Raw genomic sequence first — 17,740 nt, 5'->3', positions numbered from 1 at the left:
TCTAAGGGACCACATAATCAATCTCAAGATTGTGGTTCTCGATGAATTTCAAATCGTCAATATAACTTCTTCCTTGAGTCGTTAAATAATCACCTGTCATTAAAGCATTTGCTCCAGAAATAAAAATCCATGAAGAAAATTCACCAAGCAATGGTCTTCCTCCACATACTCTTATGTCCTTTTCTGGTAAAATCAATCTAAACATTGCAATAATCTTTAAAGCTTCCAAAGGGGACAACACAGGCTGGTTTTCCAGAGGAGTTCCTTTAATAGGTGTAAGAAAATTAATTGGAACAGAATCTACATTAAATTCTTTTAAAAAATATGCCATGCTAACTATATCTTTCCAGGACTCTCCCATTCCAAAAACTCCACCTGAACATATTGAAACACCAGCTTTTTTAGCTGCTTCTAATGTTTTAACTTTATCTGAAAATTTGTGAGTTGTGCATATTTTTGGAAAAAATTCTTCGGAAGTTTCAATATTACAATGAAGTCTCTGAAGTCCGTAATCTTTTAAATATGAAATTTCATCATAGTTTAAAAGTCCTAAGGAAGCGCAACTATTAATTCCATTTTTTCGAAGACTCTCTATAGCCTCAGCAATTTTTTTCATTTCTTGTTTTGAAGGCTTTATTCCACTTATTACAATTGAAAATCTTTTAACTTTGTAATTTTTTGCTTCCAGAGCTTTTTTTAAAATTTCATATCTGTCCATCAAAGGATAAACTGGAGCATGGGTTTTCCATTTTAAAGATTGACAGCAAAAGGAACAGTCTTCTGGGCAGGCTCCACTTTTTGCATTAACTATTGCGCAGAGCTCTATTTTGTTGCCTTTGTATTTTTTTCTTCCAGAATTTGCCAAAAAAAGCAAATCATAAAAATCTGTTTTCTCTAAAAAATTTAATGCTTCCTCTTTTGAGTGCAATTTTACAATCACTTTTTCATCACCTTTGTGTATCTTATGTCTCTCATGATAATCTTACGACTTTTTACTGCAATGATTGACAGAAATACAAGAAATAACAAAATAAATAGTCTTGCTACAATTTTCGTAGGCTCCTCTGTAAAAACTATATTTTTAAAATCTTTAACTACCCAGAAATAAAGAATTGAAAAAATAAAAAATGGTGAAACAACAGCTACAACATAAAAAAAAGCCTTTGGCAATATTATTTTAGTATTCTGTGTGAGCTCCTTGTAAAAATTATTCATTCCAAAAATCCAGATAAAAATAATTATTTCAAGCAAGCCAAATAAAAGAAGCATAAAACAGCCTGCCCAGAAATCAAGCTCGTCTATAAAATTTGGTATAAAAGCTGAAAAATGAGCTCCTATGATCACAAAAATCATTGATACACTGACAGATTTTGTATGCCCCCACTTCATCTCATCTTCAAAAAGAGCTATTAGAGGCTGTATCAATGCTAAGGAAGATGTAAGAGCTGCCAAGAAAAGTAACATGAACCAGATAAATGAAATAAGCCATCCAAGTGGAAAACTCATAAACACAGCAGGCATTGTCATAAATCCAAGTCTGAATGTGCCTTCCTGAGCAAGTTCAGGAATTACTACTGAAGAAAACATTGCAAATGCTGCAGGAATTGCAATTGAAGCACCTATAACAACTTCTACAAATTCATTAATTAGAGCAGTCCATATTCCTGCTTTTATAACATCCTCTTTTGGATTGACATAGCTTGCATATACTGCAATTGCTCCCATTCCAAGAGAGAGAGTAAAAAATATCTGCCCGGCTGCTTCAACCCATACAACAGGATTTGTAATTCCTGAAAAATTAAGATTGTAAATAAATTTTAGACCTTCAAATCCCTTCCAGTTATTTGCTGAAATGCATATTATTCCAAGAAAAACTCCAAAGACAATTATTGCAGGCATACCAATTTTTGCTGTAATTTCTATTCCTCGTCTTATACCTTTTTGGAGGATAAACCAGTTAATTAAAAGAGTTAAAACAAGGAAAAAATAAGCCATAATAGAAGGCTTTGTATATTCTTTAAAAAAATTCACATAGGGCTTGACTGCTTCATGAGCATCAGAATTGATTACAGGAGTTGGCATCTTGCCGAAAAGAGAAAGAAAAGCAAAACCCAATGTCCAAGATTCAATGTATATGTAATACATGCAAATAAGTAAAGGTATAGCAACTCCTATGGAGCCAAGCACTCTTGCCCAGCTTGCATGATTAAAAAAAAGTCCTAAGATTCCAGTCATTGAGCCATGACCATGTCTGCCCGCATATCTTCCTATAACCCATTCAATAATCATCAGTGGTAATCCCATAAGAACTAAAGCAACAAAATAGGGAACCATAAAGGCTCCACCACCATAAAGGGCAGCCTTTGAAGGAAATCTGAGAATGTTTCCTAATCCAACAGCATTGCCTGCTGCAGCAAGAATTAAACCTAATTTTGAATTCCATGATACTCTCTGTTGCATAAAAAATATTATAATAAAAAATGAAATTTGAGCCAAGATGGATAGCATGGGAAATAACTCGTAGATGTAATCTTCACTGCATTCACTGCCGCTCCTCTTCAGAAGAAGTAGTGATGAAGCACCCTGATCCTTCAAAGGAAGAATGTTTTAGAATTATAGATGACATCTCCTCATATGCTCAACCAGTTATAGTTCTTACAGGTGGTGAGCCTCTTTTAAGAGAGGATGTATTTGAAATAGCAGAATACGGTAGGATGAAAGGTTTAAGAGTATGTATGGCTACAAATGGAACACTGATTAATGACGAAGTCTGTAAAAAAATTAAAGATGTTGATATAAAAATGATTTCTCTTAGTCTTGATGGTCCTGATGAAAAAACCCATGACAACTTTCGGCAGCAAAAAGGTGCTTTTACTGCAACCATTGAAGCTACAAAGCTTTTAAAAAAATATGATATCCCCTTTTTAATAAATTCTTCATTTACAAAGAGAAATCAGCATACAATCCCTGAAACCTATCGTCTTGCAAAACAGCTTGGAGCAACTGCATGGTATATGTTTATGATTGTTCCAACAGGAAGAGGTGAGAATTTACTTAATGAGCTCATAGATGAAGAAGACTATGAAAAAATCCTTCAATGGCATTATGATATGGAAAAAAATGAAAAGGATATACTTGTAAGACCAACATGTGCTCCACAGTATTATAGAGTTATTTTGCAGAGATCAAAACAGGAAGGTGAAAAGTTTGAAAGGAGGTCTCTTAAATTTTCCACAGGAGGAGCCAAAGGATGCGTGGCAGCTCAGCTTATATGTCTTATAAATGTTGATGAAGATGTAATGCCTTGTAGTTATTTCCCACTTTCAGCAGGCAACTTAAAAAAACAGAGTTTTCGGGAGATATGGGAAAATTCAAAGCTTTTTAATGATTTACGAGACTTTGCTTCCTACAAAGGTCGTTGCAGAGTCTGTGAATATTTAAATGTATGCGGAGGATGTAGAGCTCGTGCATATTGTCTAAAAGATGATTACATGGAAGAAGATCCCCAGTGTAAATACATTCCAAGGAGATATGAATGAAAGATGCATTTCTTCAAGCCTGCAGAGGCATTAGACCTACATACACTCCTGTGTGGTTTATGAGACAGGCAGGAAGATATATGCCAGAGTATCAAAAAATAAGGCAGAAATACGATTTTCTCACAATGTGTAAAACTCCTGAAATTGCTGCAGAAGTAACTATGCAGCCTGTAAAAATTTTAAATGTTGATGCTGCAATTCTTTTTTCCGACATTTTGATTCCTCTTGAAGCAATGGGTTTTAAAATTGAGTTTGCTGATTCCTCTGGACCAAAGGTTTCACCAACAGTAAGAACAGGCAGTGATTTAAAAAATTTAAGACCTGTGGAACTACCAATTATAAACTTTGTTTTTGAAACAATCAAAATTTTGACAAAAGAGCTTGATGTCCCACTAATAGGTTTTTCTGCATCTCCATTTACTCTTGCAACATATGTTATCGAAGGTAGAAGCTCAAAAGAGTTTATAAATACAAAAAGATTTATTTTCTCTGAGCCAGAGAGCTTTCATAATCTCATGGAAATCCTTACTGATGCAACCATTCAGTATCTTATTGAGCAAGCAAAAGCAGGAGTTCATGCTATTCAAATTTTTGATACATGGGCTGGAATTCTTTCTCCATATGATTATGAAGTATTTTGTAAACCATATGTAAAAAAAATTGTGGAAAAGTTAAAATCCTATGTTCCAGTAATCTATTTCTGCTCTAATACTTCAGGACTTCTTCATCACATTAAAGATTTAGAAGTAGATGTTGTAAGCCTTGATTGGAGAAGTGATATCAGGGATGCATGCTTGACTCTTAACTTTCAGCCTCTTCAGGGGAATCTTGATCCGCTTGTCCTTCTTGGTAGAGAAAACGAGATTTTTAAAAGAATTAAAAATCTTTTAATACAAGCTCAATGTGCAAAGTCTCATATTTTTAATCTCGGTCATGGAGTTAATATTAATACCAGTGTAGATGTATTAAAAAAAGTTGTTGATTTTATTCATGAATTCAGGTTTTAGGAGGTTGCTATGCTTAAAATAGGAGTTTTAGCATCAGGAAGAGGTTCTAATTTTCAGGCAATAATTGACGAGATTGAAGCTGGCAGGCTTCAAGCAAAGATAGAGATTCTTATAGTTGATAATCCAGAGGCTTACGCAATTGAAAGAGCCAAAAAGCATGGAATTCCTTATCTTTACATCAATCCAAAAGAGTTTCCTACTAAGGAAGCCTTTTATGAAAAAATAAGGGATGAGCTTTTAGCAAGAGGAGTTGAACTGGTAGTTTTAGCTGGCTTTATGAGGATTGTGAAAAAGCCATTGCTTGATGCTTTTCCAATGAGAATTATGAATATTCATCCTGCTTTGCTTCCTTCTTTCCCGGGGCTTCATGGACAGAAACAGGCAGTTGATTACGGAGTTAGAATAAGTGGATGCACAGTTCATTTTGTTGATGAAGGAGTTGATTCAGGTCCTATAATTATTCAGGCAGCTGTACCAGTTCATCCTGATGATACAGAAGAAAGTCTTTCTGAGAGAATTCTGAAACTTGAGCATAAGATTTATCCTGAAGCAATAAGACTTTTTGCTCAGGGAAGGCTTAAGGTTGAGGGAAGAAAGGTAAAAATTTTAAACTATTGCCTTCCACAAAAGCATTTTACAAATCCTGAATTAGGACAGTGAAATGAATAAATTTAGAACACAAAATACAGTAAGACCAACTCCTTCTGTAGTGAGAAAGGCTATTTTTGATATTTTGCAGGATGTAGAGGATAAAACATTTATTGACCTGTATGCAGGTAAAGGCTTTGTTGGAATAGAGGCATTAAAAAGAGGTGCCCGTGAAGTAATATTTGTAGAAAAGGACCCTGTTTTATGCATTTTTATAAAAAATACACTTCAAAAAAAGAAACTTTCTCAGAGAGCAAAAGTTTACAACTCAGATGCAGTAGAGTTCCTTATCCATAGTTCTCAAAAATATGATATAATTTTTGCAGACCCTCCATATGAATCTGGAGAATTGGAAAGACTGTTTAAAATACTTGAAAAAAAGAATATTGTAAAAGAAAATGGGGTGTTGATACTTCAGCACTACAAAAATGAATCATTAAGGGAAAAGCTTAAAACTCTTAAAATACATAAATGTTACAGATATGGAGATACTCTTTTAACAGTTTACAGGAGGCAAGAGTGAAAAAAATAGGAGTTTATCCAGGAACATTTGATCCTGTAACAAATGGACATCTTGATGTAATAAAACGGGCTCTTAAAATTTTTGATGAACTTATAGTTGCTGTTGCTGTGTCAAGTTATAAAAAAAATCCTCTTTTTACTGTTGAAGAAAGACTCTATTTTATCAGAGAAACTACAAAGGAACTTGAGAATTTGAAAGTAGAACCCTTTGATGGTCTCCTCGTTGACTTTTTAAAAGAAAAAAAAGCGGTAGCTATTGTTAGAGGCTTAAGAGCAGTATCAGATTACGAGTTTGAACTTCAGCTTGCTCATGCAAATCGGAGACTTTTTAAAGAGGCTGAAACAGTATTTTTAATGCCTTCTGAAGAATACTCTTTTCTTTCCTCTAGTATTGTTAAAGAAATTGTATACTTTGGAGGCTCTGTAAAAAATCTTGTACCTGCAATTGTGGAAAAGGCACTAAAGAAAAAATTTAAAGGCAGAGTTTAATGAGCAAACCCTGGGTTTCTGTTTGACTTTTTAAGGTAAAATGTATTATTTTAAATAGTCTACGATGTTTCAAATGGGCAGGTAGCTCAGTCGGTAGAGCAGGGGCCTGAAAAGCCCCGTGTCGACGGTTCGATTCCGCCCCTGCCCATTTAATTCTGTTGATTGACAAAAATCTATTTAAAAGTTTAAATTATTAAAGTTATTCATGGGCCGCTAGCTCAGCAGGCAGAGCACCGCCCTTTTAAGGCGGGTGTCGTTGGTTCGAATCCAACGCGGCTCATTGATATGTCCCCATCGTCTAGCCAGGCCTAGGACATCGCCCTTTCAAGGCGGTAACAGGGGTTCAAATCCCCTTGGGGACGTTAAAAAGCCGCAGAGAAAATCTGCGGCTTTTTATTTTACTGGAACAAATCCTGACTTTTTAGATTTGCATACAGGGCAGCGGTAATCTTGTGGTACTTCTTCAAAACATGTTCCAGGTTTTACTTTATTTTTCTCACATCCCTTTAAAGGTTCATATATGTATCCACAGTGACAACATCTGTAAGATATTAGTTTTTTCTTATTTTCTTCCATCATTTAAGCCTCCATTTTTATGATACTTTTTGCATTGTTCCTTTCTGTCCACATTTTGGACATTTCTGAGGTTTACATTTTCCCTCTTTTGTAGCCCCGCAATTGCTACATTTAAAAATTGCCATTTTTTCACCTCCTTGTAAGTTTTACTTTATTTTAAATAAAAATATTTATAAAGTCAATTAGACCTGTTTTAAACTGATAAATAAAATGGGTTATAATAATTTATCAATCTTTATGGAGGATAATTAATGCATATAGCTATAATCGGCACAGGATATGTAGGACTTGTAACTGGTGCATGCTTTGCTGAATTTGGAGTTTTTGTAACATGCGTTGATAAAGACATGGAAAAAATTGAAAAACTAAAAAAGGGTATAATCCCCTTTTATGAACCAGGGCTTGAGGACATTGTAAAAAGAAATTTAAAGGAAAAGAGGTTAAAATTTACTACCCGCATTGATGAGGCAGTTAATGAATCTCTTGTAATATTTATCGCTGTAGGAACACCTCCAAGGGGAGATGGTTCTGCAAATCTTGATTATGTTGAAGAAGTTGCAAAAGAAATTGCAAAAAATATGAATAGTTACAAAGTTATTGTCACGAAGAGCACAGTTCCTGTTGGAACAGGATTGAAGATAAAAGAAATTATCAAAAAAAATCTTGAAAAAAGCGTTGAATTTGATATTGTCTCAAATCCTGAATTCTTAAGAGAAGGCTCTGCTGTTGAGGATTTCATGCGTCCTAATAGAGTTGTAATCGGTGCAGAAAGTGAACAGGCAGTTGCCATAATGAAAGACCTTTATAGACCTTTGTATTTGATAGAAACTCCTTTTGTAATCACTGATATAGCTACAGCTGAATTAATAAAGTATGCTACCAACAGTTTTCTTGCAACAAAAATCTCATTTATTAATGAAATATCAGCACTCTGCGAAGCAGTGGGTGCAAATGTCAATACAATAGCAAAGGCAATGGGGCTTGATGGAAGAATTGGCCCTAAATTTCTTCATGCAGGCATAGGGTTTGGTGGTTCATGCTTGCCAAAGGATACAATGGCACTTGTTAAAATTGCTGAAGAAAAAGGGGTAGAGCTTCGCATTGTTAAGGCTGCCATTGAGGCAAATCAAAATCAAAGGGAAAGATTAACTCAAAAAATAATAAAAGCATTTAACGACAAAATTGAGGGAAAAATCATAGGTATCCTTGGCTTATCATTTAAACCCAATACTGATGATATAAGAGAGTCTCCTGCATTATATATTATTCAGAGTCTGCTAAATAAAAAAGCAACACTTAAAGTTTATGACCCTCAGGCTATGGAAAACACCAAAAGAGTTTTTCCAAACATAATTTACTGCTCAGATGCTTACTCTGTAGCAAAAGATGCTGATGCTGTGGTAGTTGTTACTGAATGGAATCAATTCAGAAATCTTGATCTTGAAAGAATTAAAAAACTTATGAAGGGAAGTTTGTTCTTTGACTTCAGAAACATTTACGATCCAGTGAAAGTAAGACAATCAGGATTTAGTTATTTTAGTGTAGGAAGACCATGAAAAATTTTTTCAAGAATAGACTGAAAACACGGATGATTTCTTATAAGATCATATGTTTTAGATGTTTTAAGATATTTCCAATTGTTATAACCTTTCTCAATTGCTTTTATAAGCCATTTACAGGCTTCTTCAGGCATTCCTTTCATGGCAAAAAGCTCTGCCATACTGTTTAATGCGTATATATTGTTAGGATTAAGTTCAATTGATTTTCTAATATCTCTTTCAGCTTCTTCTAATTTGCCCATTAATAAATAAGTGAATCCTCTATTGTTGTAAGGCATTCCATTGTTTGGCTTTAATTCAATAGCTTTATTATAATCAGCAATTGCCAGCTCATATAGACCTAAAACTGAATAAACTATTCCGCGATTATTGTATGCAAGAAAATAATCTGGTTTAAGCTCAATAGCCTTCGTATAATCTGCTATTGCAAGGTGATAAAGTTTCTTTCTATAGTAAGCATTCCCTCTTTCTTTATAAGCTTGATAATTATCTGGCTCTTTCTCTATTATTTTTGTGTATTTTGCAATTGCAATATCATGTTTTTTTCTTTTTATAAATTTTAAATTTTTCTTTACCTGTGACATATTTAAATTTTATTTTGTTTTGTATTTTTATTTCAAGAAAAATTAACCGATCCATACAGTTTTATTAAAATCAAACATTCCTTCAACAAAATGATTTGTTGTGCCTCTGAACCCCACTCTTAAACTATCTTCAAGATTGTAATACTTAAGGCATGTTCCACAAGTGAATACCTCTGTTCCCATTTCTTCAATTTTTTTAAGAAGTGGAATAAACTCCTCATCTATGGTAGAGAGTTTAACAGCTGTATTCATTAAAAAAATCATCTGGGGAAGTTGTAGGGTGGCTATCATTGTTTCAAGATAAGCTTTCATAAGGATTCTTCCTAATTTTTCATCCTTACCAATTACATCTGATGAAATAATAACCAGTAAATCCTTTTTTGTCTGCTTTTGTACTGTTGGGGAAATCTGACAGGTATAACCTTTAACAATCTTTACCTTCCAGTAGTTTTCCTTCTCCTCAACTTCATAATAGTAACCAAATCTCGTCGCATATTTTTTTAAATTCTCCATAGAACCTTCATTGTCAACAATTACTGTTACAATTCCTTCTTCTATCTTTGACAATGCTTCTTCAGCAAGGATGATGGGTTTTGGACATCCTAAACCTCTTGCATCAATTTCCATATTTTCCTCCAATGTTTTTATGAGATTGTTCAAAAATTTACAACTTCATAAAAATCAAGAAGTTGTAAGCCTAAATAATTCTTCGCCATCGCCCGGGATGACATAATAATTTAATCATTTTTATTGAACAGCCTCTTTTATTTTAATTTATTTTCAAGAAGGTTTATCAATATGTTAGGATAAAATAATGGAAAAATTAATACTGGCAATAACAGGAGCTTCAGGCATAATTTATGGAATAAGACTTCTTGAGGAAATTTCTAAAAATTTTGAAGTATTAGTAATTTTATCCAGCTCTGCCATAAAGGTAATGGAGCATGAGACAGAAATTAAAAATTTACATGAGTTTAAAGAGAAGTTTAGAGATCCAAACATAAAAATTTATTCTGAAAATCAGATTGATGCTTCTGTGGCAAGTGGCTCTTATAAAACCCGGGGGATGTTTATTGTTCCATGTTCAATGAAAACTCTCTCTGCAATTGCTACTGGTTACGCTGACAATTTAATAACAAGAGCTGCTGATGTAATAATTAAAGAGGGAAGAAGACTTATAATTTCTCCAAGAGAAACTCCCCTCAGTGCCATTCATATTGAAAATATGCTGAAACTTGCCAGAATTGGAGTTATTATAGTACCACCCATGCCTGCATTTTATCATAATCCTCAAACAATTGATGATATGGTGAACTTTATAGTGGGAAAACTTCTTGACAGCATGGGAATTGAAAACAATCTTTACAGGAGATGGAATGGATAAAATCGGAGTGTTGTTACTTAATATGGGCGGACCTGACAGCCTGTCCGCAGTTAAACCTTTTCTTTATAACCTTTTTACTGATCCTTACATAGCAAACTTTGGATTTATGCAGAAACCTCTTGCATGGCTTATTTCTAATGTAAGAGCAGGTAAAGTAAAAAAAGCTTATAAAAAAATTGGTGGAAAGTCTCCTTTAAAAGAAATCACAGAGGCACAGGCAGAGGCTCTTCAGAAAGCCTTGGGAGAGGGATTTAAAGTTCTCGTTGGGATGCGATACTGGCATCCTTTTATTGAAGAGTCTGTGGAGGAGTTTAAAAAATCAAACATAAAAAAAGTTGTGGCAGTTTTACTTTATCCGCAGTTTTGCAGTGCCACTACATCTTCAGCTGTTGAGAGATTCAAGAAGCTTACAAAGGGAAATTTTGAATTCAAGATAATAAGTTCCTGGTGTGATTATCCTTTATTTATTGAGGCATGGATTGAACAAATTGAAAAGGCATTTGAAAGGCATGGTGGTGAGTGTTTTGTTCTTTTCAGTGCCCATGGAATTCCTCTTTCCCTTCATAAAAAAGGAGACCCTTATATTTCAGAAGTGCAAAAAACTGTAAATGCCATTGCCAGTAAAATGAGGTTAAAAGATTTTAAAATATGCTTTCAGAGTACAACAGGACCTATTCAGTGGGTAAAGCCTTCAACTGAAGAAGTGATTAAAGAACTAACCAAAACAGAAATAAGAAAAATTCTGATAGTTCCTGTAAGTTTTGTTTCTGATCATATTGAGACTCTTTATGAGATTGATTTTGTATATAAAAAAATGGCTAATGATTTAGGATTGCAACTTTATCGGGTTGACTCATTGAATACTTCTTCAAAATTCATTGAAGCTTTGAAAAATCTTGTATTAGAATGTTTACAAGGAGAAATGGAAAATGCTTTACGGTGAAAAAGCTATAAAAGAAGCTAAACTTGAAGCATGGGATAATCCATATCCAGAGAGGGATTACAGAATTGAGATAAGTTTTCCTGAATTTACCTGTTTATGCCCAAGATCTGGATATCCTGATTTTGCAACAATAAGGATAAGTTATATTCCTGATAAAAAAATTGTTGAACTTAAATCTTTAAAACTTTATCTTAATTCCTACAGAGACAAATACATCTCTCATGAAGCGGTAACAAATAAAATTTATGAAGACCTATATAACCTTCTTCAACCAAGAGCCTTGGAGGTAATAGGTGATTTTAATCCACGAGGAAATGTAAAAACAGTAATAAAGGTCTCCTCTGAGAGTAAATAAACTATGTTATAATATTTTTAGCGCCCATAGCTCAGTAGGATAGAGCGGCGGACTACGAATCCGTAGGTCGGGGGTTCAAATCCTCCTGGGCGCATTTATAAATAAATGCAGAGCATAAAACAGGTGAAAATAGGAATAATTGGTGGTAGCGGACTCAGTGAATCAGAGGTAAAAAAAGAAGTAATCACCATAAAAACTCCCTATGGTGAACCTTCTTCTCCCTATGAAATAGAAGAAATTGAAACCATAAAAGTCCTATTTCTCAGGCGTCACGGTGAAAGGCACAGCATACCACCCCATAAAGTTAATTACAGAGCCAATATTTATGGATTTAAACTCTGCGGCATAGAAAGGATATTCGGAGTTTTTGCCACAGGTTCATTAAACGAAAACATACCACCAGGTAGTATTGTGATTCCTCATCAAATAATAGATTTAACTCAAGGAATGAGACCTAATACTTTCTATGAAGAAGGAAAGGTCGTTCATATAGATTTTACAGAACCGTTCTGCAGTGAAATGAGAGAGCATTTATTAGAAACAGCAAAAAGATTTAGAATTGATGTAATTCCCCATGGGACATACATATGTGTAACTGGTCCAAGACTTGAAACAGCTGCTGAAATAAGATTTTTTAAAAATATGGGTGCTGATATTATTGGTATGACAATTATGCCAGAGGCTGTGCTGGCAAGAGAATTAGAAATTTGCTATGCTGCAGTTGCTGTTGTTGGTAATTATGCTGCTGGAATATCAAAACTGCCTCTCACAGTTAAAGAAGTTGTTGAAACAATGAAAAATTCACTTGATACGTTGGGTTTACTTATAAGAGAAACTATCAAAAAACTACCCCATGAAAGGAACTGTTCTTGCAAAGATGCTCTTAAGAATGCTTCTTTTTAGCGTTTTAATTTTCATTTTTTCTTTTAACAATGCCTTTGCATATGAAACAGCTGATTTAGTTATTGTTATCAAATCAAAAAGAGTGATGTTTCTCATGAAGGAGGGTAAGATACTCAAAGCCTATAGAGTTGCTCTTGGAAAAAATCCTTCGGGAAGAAAAACATCTCAGGGAGATGGAAAAACTCCTGAAGGAAGATATTACATAGTGGGAAGAAATCCCAATAGTAGTTTTTATAAGGCACTCAAGATATCGTATCCCAATGAAAAAGATATTGAACAGGCAGCAAGACTGAAGGTGAACCCTGGTGGTGGAATAATGATACATGGGCTTTCCAAAAAAGTGGAATATCTTGGCAAATATCACATAATTGATGATTGGACTGAAGGCTGTATTGCTGTTACAAATGAAGAAATGGATGAAATATGGAGGATGGTTCCTGATGGGACTACAATAGAGATACTGCCATGAATGAGATTGAGTTAAATGATGAATTTCTTAAAGCTTTAAACTTAGCGGAAAACACAGATAAAAACCTATTTATAACAGGAAGGGCAGGGACAGGAAAATCAACATTTTTAAATTATTTCAGAGAAAATACAAAAAAAGAAGTTGCAGTTCTTGCCTCAACAGGAGTAGCAGCAGTAAATGTTAAAGGACAGACAATTTATTCTTTTTTTAATTTCAAACCTGACATCACCATTCATAAAATAAAGGAGATAAAGCCAAGGCATCCAGATCTTTATAAAAAACTTGACTGTATTGTTATTGATGAAATATCAATGGTAAGGGCTGATATTCTTGATTGCATTGATGCTTTTTTAAGAATCCATGGTCCAAAGAAAAAGAAGCCCTTTGGCGGAATTCAGATGATTTTCATCGGTGATTTATATCAGCTACCTCCTGTTGTAACATCAAAAGAAAAGACCATTTTCAGAGAATTTTATAAAACTCCCTATTTTTTTAGCTCCGGTGTTTTTAATGAATCTGAATTTGAATTCATTGAGCTTGAAAAGGTTTATAGACAGTCTGACATTCAATTCCTTGAAATTCTCAATTCAATAAGAAACAACACTGTTAACGATGAAATCATTGAAAGACTGAATAAAAGGTTTAATCCTGATTTCGAGCCAGATGAGAACGATTTTTATGTTTATCTTACGACAACAAATAAAATGGCAGAAAAGATAAATTCGGAGAAGCTTTCAAAGATAAAAAATAAAGAATTCAAGTATTATGGCTTTGTTGATGGAGAATTCAAAGAACAGGACCTTCCCACATCACAGGAACTTATACTTAAAGTTGACTCTCAGGTAATGCTTCTTAATAATAATTTAAAAGGAAGATGGATAAATGGAGATATAGGAAAAATAGTTGAGATAAAGTCAAGAAAAATTGAACCAGATATAATAGTTGTTGAACTTCAAAATGGAGAAACTGTTGAGGTTACTCCTTTTACCTGGGAGATGTATGAATTTTACTATGATAAAGAAAGGAAAAAAATTTTAACTCACACTGTTGGACAGTTTACTCAATATCCGCTGAAGCTTGCATGGGCTATAACAATTCATAAAAGTCAGGGTTTAACTTTTGATAAATTAATACTTGACATAGGAAGAGGAACTTTTTCTCATGGACAGCTTTATGTGGCACTTTCAAGATGTCGCTCTCTGGACGGACTGATATTAAAAAGACCTGTATGCCAGAAACATGTTCTTCTTGACAGGAGAATTGTGAGATTTCTCACTCAATTTCAGTATAAACATGCAGAAAAAAATCTTCCCATTCAGGAAAAAATCTCAATAATAGAGAATGCCATAAAGAATGGGAAAAAATTAGAGATTGTTTATCTTAAATCTACAGATATAAAGTCAAAAAGACTGCTAAAGCCTATTTACATAGGACCAATGCAGTACGGTGATAAGACATTTCTTGGTTTAAAAGCATTCTGTATGCTCAGAAATGAGGAAAGAAACTTCAATGTGGAAAAAATTCTTGATTTAAAGCCTGTAGATTAGCCTATCTCAGAAGATCTCTGAGGTTTTGAGCAAGTTCATTGTTCAGAGGAATGAGCATGAAGACTTCTATGTAAGCTCTATCTTTATTGCCGATTAAATAATAAATAATACCTTTAAGATAATGCATATAAGCAGAATTTAAGCCTGAGTTATTGATAAGTTTTAAAGCTTCTTCAAAATCTTTCTCAATAATACAGATTCCAACAAGCCTCGCAATAGTCTTTTCATCCTTTGAAAGCATCTGAAAGTATTCCCTTGCTTTCTTAAAATTGCCAAGACGGTAATAAAGAACACCAATTTTATTTATAATGTTGCTCTCTTGCTTTTGTTTGAGTATGTCTTCATAAACTGATAAAGCCATGTTCCACTGCCCTGTTTTTTCGTATTGTTCAGCTAAAGCAGTATAATCAGAAATTTTTCCTTTTTTGGCTTCTTTCTTTATTTCTGAAGGAAATAGGGTTTTAACTTTTAAATAGGTTACCTTTTTATTTGCAATGAGCACATTTATGTCTCTGTCAATTAAAAATTCTTCTGGATTAAAATAAAGAGGTTTTCTCTGTGAAAAATCAATCAGTAGCAATGCAATTCCCTTTTTTTTATCCACAATAATGGAATCTCTTACAGGATAAATATAACCATCCTGTACAACAATTAATTGCGAACGCAAAGTAGTAATCCATTTTTTTATAGGTTCTATCTTACTGATATAAATATCATCTCTCTGAGTTTCAAGGAGTTTATAACCTTGCACTGGATTATAGTTTTCGTCAATAACAAAAACATAGGCTGATTCACTGGCAAAAATAAGAGATGGAAGAAGCAATAAAATAATTATAATTAAACTCTGCATTTAAATATTTTATCATAATTGAAGATGCTCACAGGTTAAAATTATTTATGCATCTTATAACTGAAAAAATAGAAGATTTAAAAAACAGGATAAAAGAACTTGAGACAAAAGGACAGTTATCCAGAATACAACCGCTACTTAATCAGCTAAAAGAATTTATCATTCAGGAAAACAGAGAACGAACTGTCTGTGGAATGAGTTTAATATGTGCTCAATGTGGGAAGGAAGGTAAAGCCTGTTGCGGAAAGAATATAGAATTTAAGTACTCTGACGAGCTTCTTTTAATAAATCTCCTGTATGGAGTAAAAATTCCCGAGGAACCTGAATTTCCTGACATGTGTCTTTTTCTTAATGAATCAGGATGTGTCCTCTTTGCAAGAGATGCCTTTTGTATAAATTTCATCTGTGATAAAATCAAAGAACAGATTCCACTGGAAAAACTAAAAAAACTCAGGCAACTGGAAGGGCTTCATTTAAACCTTCAGTTTCAGGTTGAACAAATGCTTAAAAAATTCAGTGGTGTTTATGATTTTCAAAATTACAATAAATTGAACTATTTTCGCACTTAATACATTCTACTTGAATGACACTGTGTTTAATGCCTATGCTCACCAGTTCCTTTTCAATCTTTTTTCTTATTTTATCAGCTTCACTTAAAAGCTGATTATCAACTACCACATGAGCTGAAAAGGCTGGAACACCGTAACCAATTGACCAGATATGAATATCATGAATATCAATAATTCCTTTAATTTTTTTAATTTTCTCTGTTATTTCCTCCACATCAAATCCCTTTGGAACAAAATCAAGAAAAATCCAGAGGGAATCTTTAATAACTCTTACTCCTCCAGTAATTATAATAAAGCCTATAAACCAGCTTATTATTGGATCAATTATTAGCCAGTCTGTGTATTTTATAATTAAGCCTCCTATAATGACACCTGCTGATGATATAGTATCTCCAATTACATGTAACCACGCACTTTTAATATTTAAATCTTCGTGCCTGTGCCCAAGAATCCACGCCATAAGAAGATTTCCCAGAAAACCAAATACTGCTACAGGAAGCATTATATCAGAGTCAATTTTTGGAGGATTAAGCAGTCTTTGATAACCTTCAAAAAATATCAAACCGGCAATTACAATAAGACTTACTCCATTTATAAATGCGGCAAGTATTCCAATTTTATGATATCCATAGGTAGCTTTTCTGCCAGATGGTTTTTTAGTAATAATTGAGGCAATAAGGCTTAAAATCAATGCAAAAGCATCTGTAAAAACATGTCCAGCATCACTGAACAGAGCAAGACTATTACTTATTAGTCCACCGATAATCTCAACAATGAAAATAAAAAAAGTTATTCCGACAGCGAAAGACAATTTTTTCATAGATGAGTGCTTCACTGTTTATTTTATTAAATCCAGAGCTTTTTTATGAAGTGTTTCATTGGCAGAAACTAACAGGGTTGTTTTCGTATTAAAGGCAATTTTCAGATTTTCAATTGAATTACCTTCAATGTCTGTGACGATTGCAGAGGATTCTTTTGCGATTAACACACCTGCTGAAAAATCAAATATTCTTGATGGTGTTGGAACAATGAATATGCTCAAAGCTCCTCGGGAAAGATATGCAAGATCCAAGGCAGTGCTTCCAAAACATCTTACTCTGTTTGCGATTTTCAGTACAGGAAGAATTTGCTTTACAGCATTATGTGGAGTTGATGCTTCAAAGGCAATTATTACAGGCATTGTATTGTCTCTGGTTTTAATCCTCTGTCCATTGAAAAAAGCGCCCTCATCTCTTTTAGCCCAGAATTCATCACCATTTACGAGGTTTATTATGTAACCTAATTTAAGACTTTTTAAAGTTTCTCCCTCAGCTATTGCAATTGATGTAGAAAAAAATGGAATGCCTGATACAGCGTTTTTACTACCATCAATTGGGTCAATTATAAGGCTTGGATAATTTTCCTGTATTAGTTTTGAGCCTCTTTCCTCGGAAATTATATTAATTTTGGCGCCTGCTTTTTCAAATGCCTCAATTATTCTGTCTTCAGCCAATTTATCAATGGGAAATGTGGTATCTCCCGAGGCACCTCTTCCCAAGGCAGTTGTATTGAACTGAGGCTTAAATAGAGAGATTTCTTTAAACAGTCTTTGTCCGATGTCTCTTAAAAACTCTATCTCCATAAGCTTTTATTATAGCCTAAAATACCGAATAAAGAAAAAGAGATTTCAGATAAGCAGCTCTTATACCTTACTTGTCTCAGCCTCTGAACTCAGGGATTCCCTTTTTAACACAAAGTTCAAAAGCATTTGTAAGAAACAACCTCTTTCATCAGTTTCAAATGTTTATATTGACAAT

At 33.9% G+C, this 17,740-nt stretch carries 22 protein-coding genes and 4 tRNA genes; 17 read left to right on the top strand and 9 right to left on the bottom strand.

Features of this window, described 5'->3' with window-relative positions:
• Position 1 precedes the first annotated feature (1 nt).
• Together bioB and V4D31_RS06480 are read right to left on the bottom strand one after the other, a co-directional pair.
• A complete protein-coding gene (bioB, locus tag V4D31_RS06485; RefSeq protein ID WP_353685638.1) occupies positions 2-940 on the bottom strand; it encodes a biotin synthase BioB in 939 nt (312 codons plus the stop codon).
• A complete protein-coding gene (locus V4D31_RS06480; protein ID WP_353685637.1) occupies positions 937-2,460 on the bottom strand; it encodes a sodium-dependent transporter in 1,524 nt (507 codons plus the stop codon). Before V4D31_RS06480 ends, bioB begins: the two co-directional genes overlap by 4 nt.
• Positions 2,461-2,480: 20 nt before the next feature.
• Here V4D31_RS06480 and V4D31_RS06475 point away from each other — a divergent pair, with 20 nt between their 5' ends.
• The 8 genes from V4D31_RS06475 to V4D31_RS06440 all read left to right on the top strand — a co-directional run bounded on the left by V4D31_RS06475 (position 2,481) and on the right by V4D31_RS06440 (position 6,567).
• Positions 2,481-3,539: a radical SAM protein gene (locus V4D31_RS06475; RefSeq protein WP_353685636.1), complete on the top strand. Its 1,059-nt coding sequence runs from the start codon at positions 2,481-2,483 to the stop codon at positions 3,537-3,539.
• Positions 3,536-4,546: a uroporphyrinogen decarboxylase gene (gene hemE, locus V4D31_RS06470; RefSeq protein WP_353685635.1), complete on the top strand. Its 1,011-nt coding sequence runs from the start codon at positions 3,536-3,538 to the stop codon at positions 4,544-4,546. The genes V4D31_RS06475 and hemE overlap by 4 nt, the downstream gene beginning before the upstream one ends.
• A gap of 9 nt (positions 4,547-4,555) precedes the next feature.
• Positions 4,556-5,206, top strand: coding sequence for a phosphoribosylglycinamide formyltransferase (gene purN / locus V4D31_RS06465; protein WP_353685634.1), 651 nt, complete (start codon positions 4,556-4,558; stop codon positions 5,204-5,206).
• 1 nt (position 5,207) lies between these two features.
• Entirely contained in the window at positions 5,208-5,717 is a 510-nt protein-coding gene (gene rsmD / locus V4D31_RS06460) for a 16S rRNA (guanine(966)-N(2))-methyltransferase RsmD (protein WP_353685633.1), read from the top strand.
• Positions 5,714-6,205 carry a pantetheine-phosphate adenylyltransferase gene (gene coaD / locus V4D31_RS06455; protein ID WP_353685632.1) on the top strand — a complete coding sequence of 164 codons (492 nt, stop codon included), beginning with the start codon at positions 5,714-5,716 and terminating at the stop codon, positions 6,203-6,205. The genes rsmD and coaD overlap by 4 nt, the downstream gene beginning before the upstream one ends.
• A 75-nt stretch (positions 6,206-6,280) precedes the next feature.
• Positions 6,281-6,353 (top strand) — tRNA-Phe (locus tag V4D31_RS06450).
• A 59-nt stretch (positions 6,354-6,412) separates the two neighbouring features.
• Positions 6,413-6,485: transfer RNA gene (locus V4D31_RS06445), tRNA-Lys, on the top strand.
• A gap of 7 nt (positions 6,486-6,492) precedes the next feature.
• A tRNA-Glu gene (locus tag V4D31_RS06440) sits at positions 6,493-6,567 on the top strand.
• A gap of 31 nt (positions 6,568-6,598) precedes the next feature.
• On the opposite strand, the gene V4D31_RS06435 is transcribed toward V4D31_RS06440, so the two are convergent.
• Both V4D31_RS06435 and V4D31_RS06430 read right to left on the bottom strand, forming a co-directional pair.
• Positions 6,599-6,784, bottom strand: a complete 186-nt coding sequence (locus V4D31_RS06435; RefSeq protein WP_353685631.1) for a rubredoxin — start codon at positions 6,782-6,784, stop codon at positions 6,599-6,601.
• 14 nt (positions 6,785-6,798) lie between these two features.
• Positions 6,799-6,906 carry an RCKP-type rubredoxin-like domain-containing protein gene (locus V4D31_RS06430; RefSeq protein ID WP_059175495.1) on the bottom strand — a complete coding sequence of 36 codons (108 nt, stop codon included), beginning with the start codon at positions 6,904-6,906 and terminating at the stop codon, positions 6,799-6,801.
• A 126-nt stretch (positions 6,907-7,032) separates the two neighbouring features.
• On the opposite strand from V4D31_RS06430, the gene V4D31_RS06425 reads away from it, so the two are divergent.
• Positions 7,033-8,337, top strand: coding sequence for a UDP-glucose/GDP-mannose dehydrogenase family protein (locus tag V4D31_RS06425; protein WP_353685630.1), 1,305 nt, complete (start codon positions 7,033-7,035; stop codon positions 8,335-8,337).
• On the opposite strand, the gene V4D31_RS06420 is transcribed toward V4D31_RS06425, so the two are convergent.
• Together V4D31_RS06420 and yedF are read right to left on the bottom strand one after the other, a co-directional pair.
• Positions 8,313-8,924 (bottom strand): tetratricopeptide repeat protein, encoded by a 612-nt coding sequence (locus V4D31_RS06420; RefSeq protein WP_353685629.1) that lies wholly within the window; start codon positions 8,922-8,924, stop codon positions 8,313-8,315. The genes V4D31_RS06425 and V4D31_RS06420 overlap by 25 nt on opposite strands.
• A 42-nt stretch (positions 8,925-8,966) precedes the next feature.
• The gene (yedF, locus tag V4D31_RS06415; RefSeq protein ID WP_353685628.1) at positions 8,967-9,551 is read right to left on the bottom strand and encodes a sulfurtransferase-like selenium metabolism protein YedF; all 585 of its coding nucleotides are present in this window, start codon (positions 9,549-9,551) and stop codon (positions 8,967-8,969) included.
• Between the two features lie 187 nt (positions 9,552-9,738).
• On the opposite strand from yedF, the gene V4D31_RS06410 reads away from it, so the two are divergent.
• The 7 genes from V4D31_RS06410 to V4D31_RS06380 all read left to right on the top strand — a co-directional run bounded on the left by V4D31_RS06410 (position 9,739) and on the right by V4D31_RS06380 (position 14,525).
• A complete protein-coding gene (locus tag V4D31_RS06410; protein WP_353685627.1) occupies positions 9,739-10,308 on the top strand; it encodes a flavin prenyltransferase UbiX in 570 nt (189 codons plus the stop codon).
• Positions 10,259-11,251: a ferrochelatase gene (gene hemH / locus V4D31_RS06405; protein ID WP_353685626.1), complete on the top strand. Its 993-nt coding sequence runs from the start codon at positions 10,259-10,261 to the stop codon at positions 11,249-11,251. Before V4D31_RS06410 ends, hemH begins: the two co-directional genes overlap by 50 nt.
• Positions 11,238-11,606, top strand: a complete 369-nt coding sequence (gene queF, locus V4D31_RS06400; protein WP_353685625.1) for a preQ(1) synthase — start codon at positions 11,238-11,240, stop codon at positions 11,604-11,606. Before hemH ends, queF begins: the two co-directional genes overlap by 14 nt.
• Before the next feature lie 20 nt (positions 11,607-11,626).
• Positions 11,627-11,700, top strand: a tRNA-Arg gene (locus V4D31_RS06395).
• 29 nt (positions 11,701-11,729) lie between these two features.
• On the top strand, positions 11,730-12,509 hold the full coding sequence (gene mtnP, locus V4D31_RS06390) for an S-methyl-5'-thioadenosine phosphorylase (protein WP_353685624.1): 780 nt from the start codon (positions 11,730-11,732) through the stop codon (positions 12,507-12,509).
• A complete protein-coding gene (locus V4D31_RS06385) occupies positions 12,460-12,978 on the top strand; it encodes a L,D-transpeptidase family protein (RefSeq protein ID WP_353685623.1) in 519 nt (172 codons plus the stop codon). The genes mtnP and V4D31_RS06385 overlap by 50 nt, the downstream gene beginning before the upstream one ends.
• The gene (locus V4D31_RS06380) at positions 12,975-14,525 is read left to right on the top strand and encodes an AAA family ATPase (protein ID WP_353685622.1); all 1,551 of its coding nucleotides are present in this window, start codon (positions 12,975-12,977) and stop codon (positions 14,523-14,525) included. The genes V4D31_RS06385 and V4D31_RS06380 overlap by 4 nt, the downstream gene beginning before the upstream one ends.
• 1 nt (position 14,526) lies before the next feature.
• Here the strand turns inward: V4D31_RS06380 and V4D31_RS06375 are convergent, their stop codons facing one another.
• Entirely contained in the window at positions 14,527-15,375 is an 849-nt protein-coding gene (locus tag V4D31_RS06375; RefSeq protein ID WP_353685621.1) for a tetratricopeptide repeat protein, read from the bottom strand.
• A 47-nt stretch (positions 15,376-15,422) separates the two neighbouring features.
• On the opposite strand from V4D31_RS06375, the gene V4D31_RS06370 reads away from it, so the two are divergent.
• Positions 15,423-15,944: a hypothetical protein gene (locus tag V4D31_RS06370; protein WP_353685620.1), complete on the top strand. Its 522-nt coding sequence runs from the start codon at positions 15,423-15,425 to the stop codon at positions 15,942-15,944.
• Here V4D31_RS06370 and V4D31_RS06365 read toward each other — a convergent pair.
• Both V4D31_RS06365 and V4D31_RS06360 read right to left on the bottom strand, forming a co-directional pair.
• Entirely contained in the window at positions 15,889-16,764 is an 876-nt protein-coding gene (locus tag V4D31_RS06365) for a cation diffusion facilitator family transporter (RefSeq protein ID WP_353685619.1), read from the bottom strand. The genes V4D31_RS06370 and V4D31_RS06365 overlap by 56 nt on opposite strands.
• Positions 16,765-16,782: 18 nt before the next feature.
• Positions 16,783-17,565, bottom strand: coding sequence for an inositol monophosphatase family protein (locus V4D31_RS06360; protein WP_353685618.1), 783 nt, complete (start codon positions 17,563-17,565; stop codon positions 16,783-16,785).
• Positions 17,566-17,740 lie beyond the last annotated feature (175 nt).

It is taken from the genome of Thermodesulfovibrio sp. 3462-1 (assembly GCF_040451425.1).
Taxonomy (GTDB): Bacteria; Nitrospirota; Thermodesulfovibrionia; order Thermodesulfovibrionales; family Thermodesulfovibrionaceae; genus Thermodesulfovibrio; species Thermodesulfovibrio obliviosus.
This window is presented reverse-complemented; position numbering and strand designations above follow the sequence as displayed.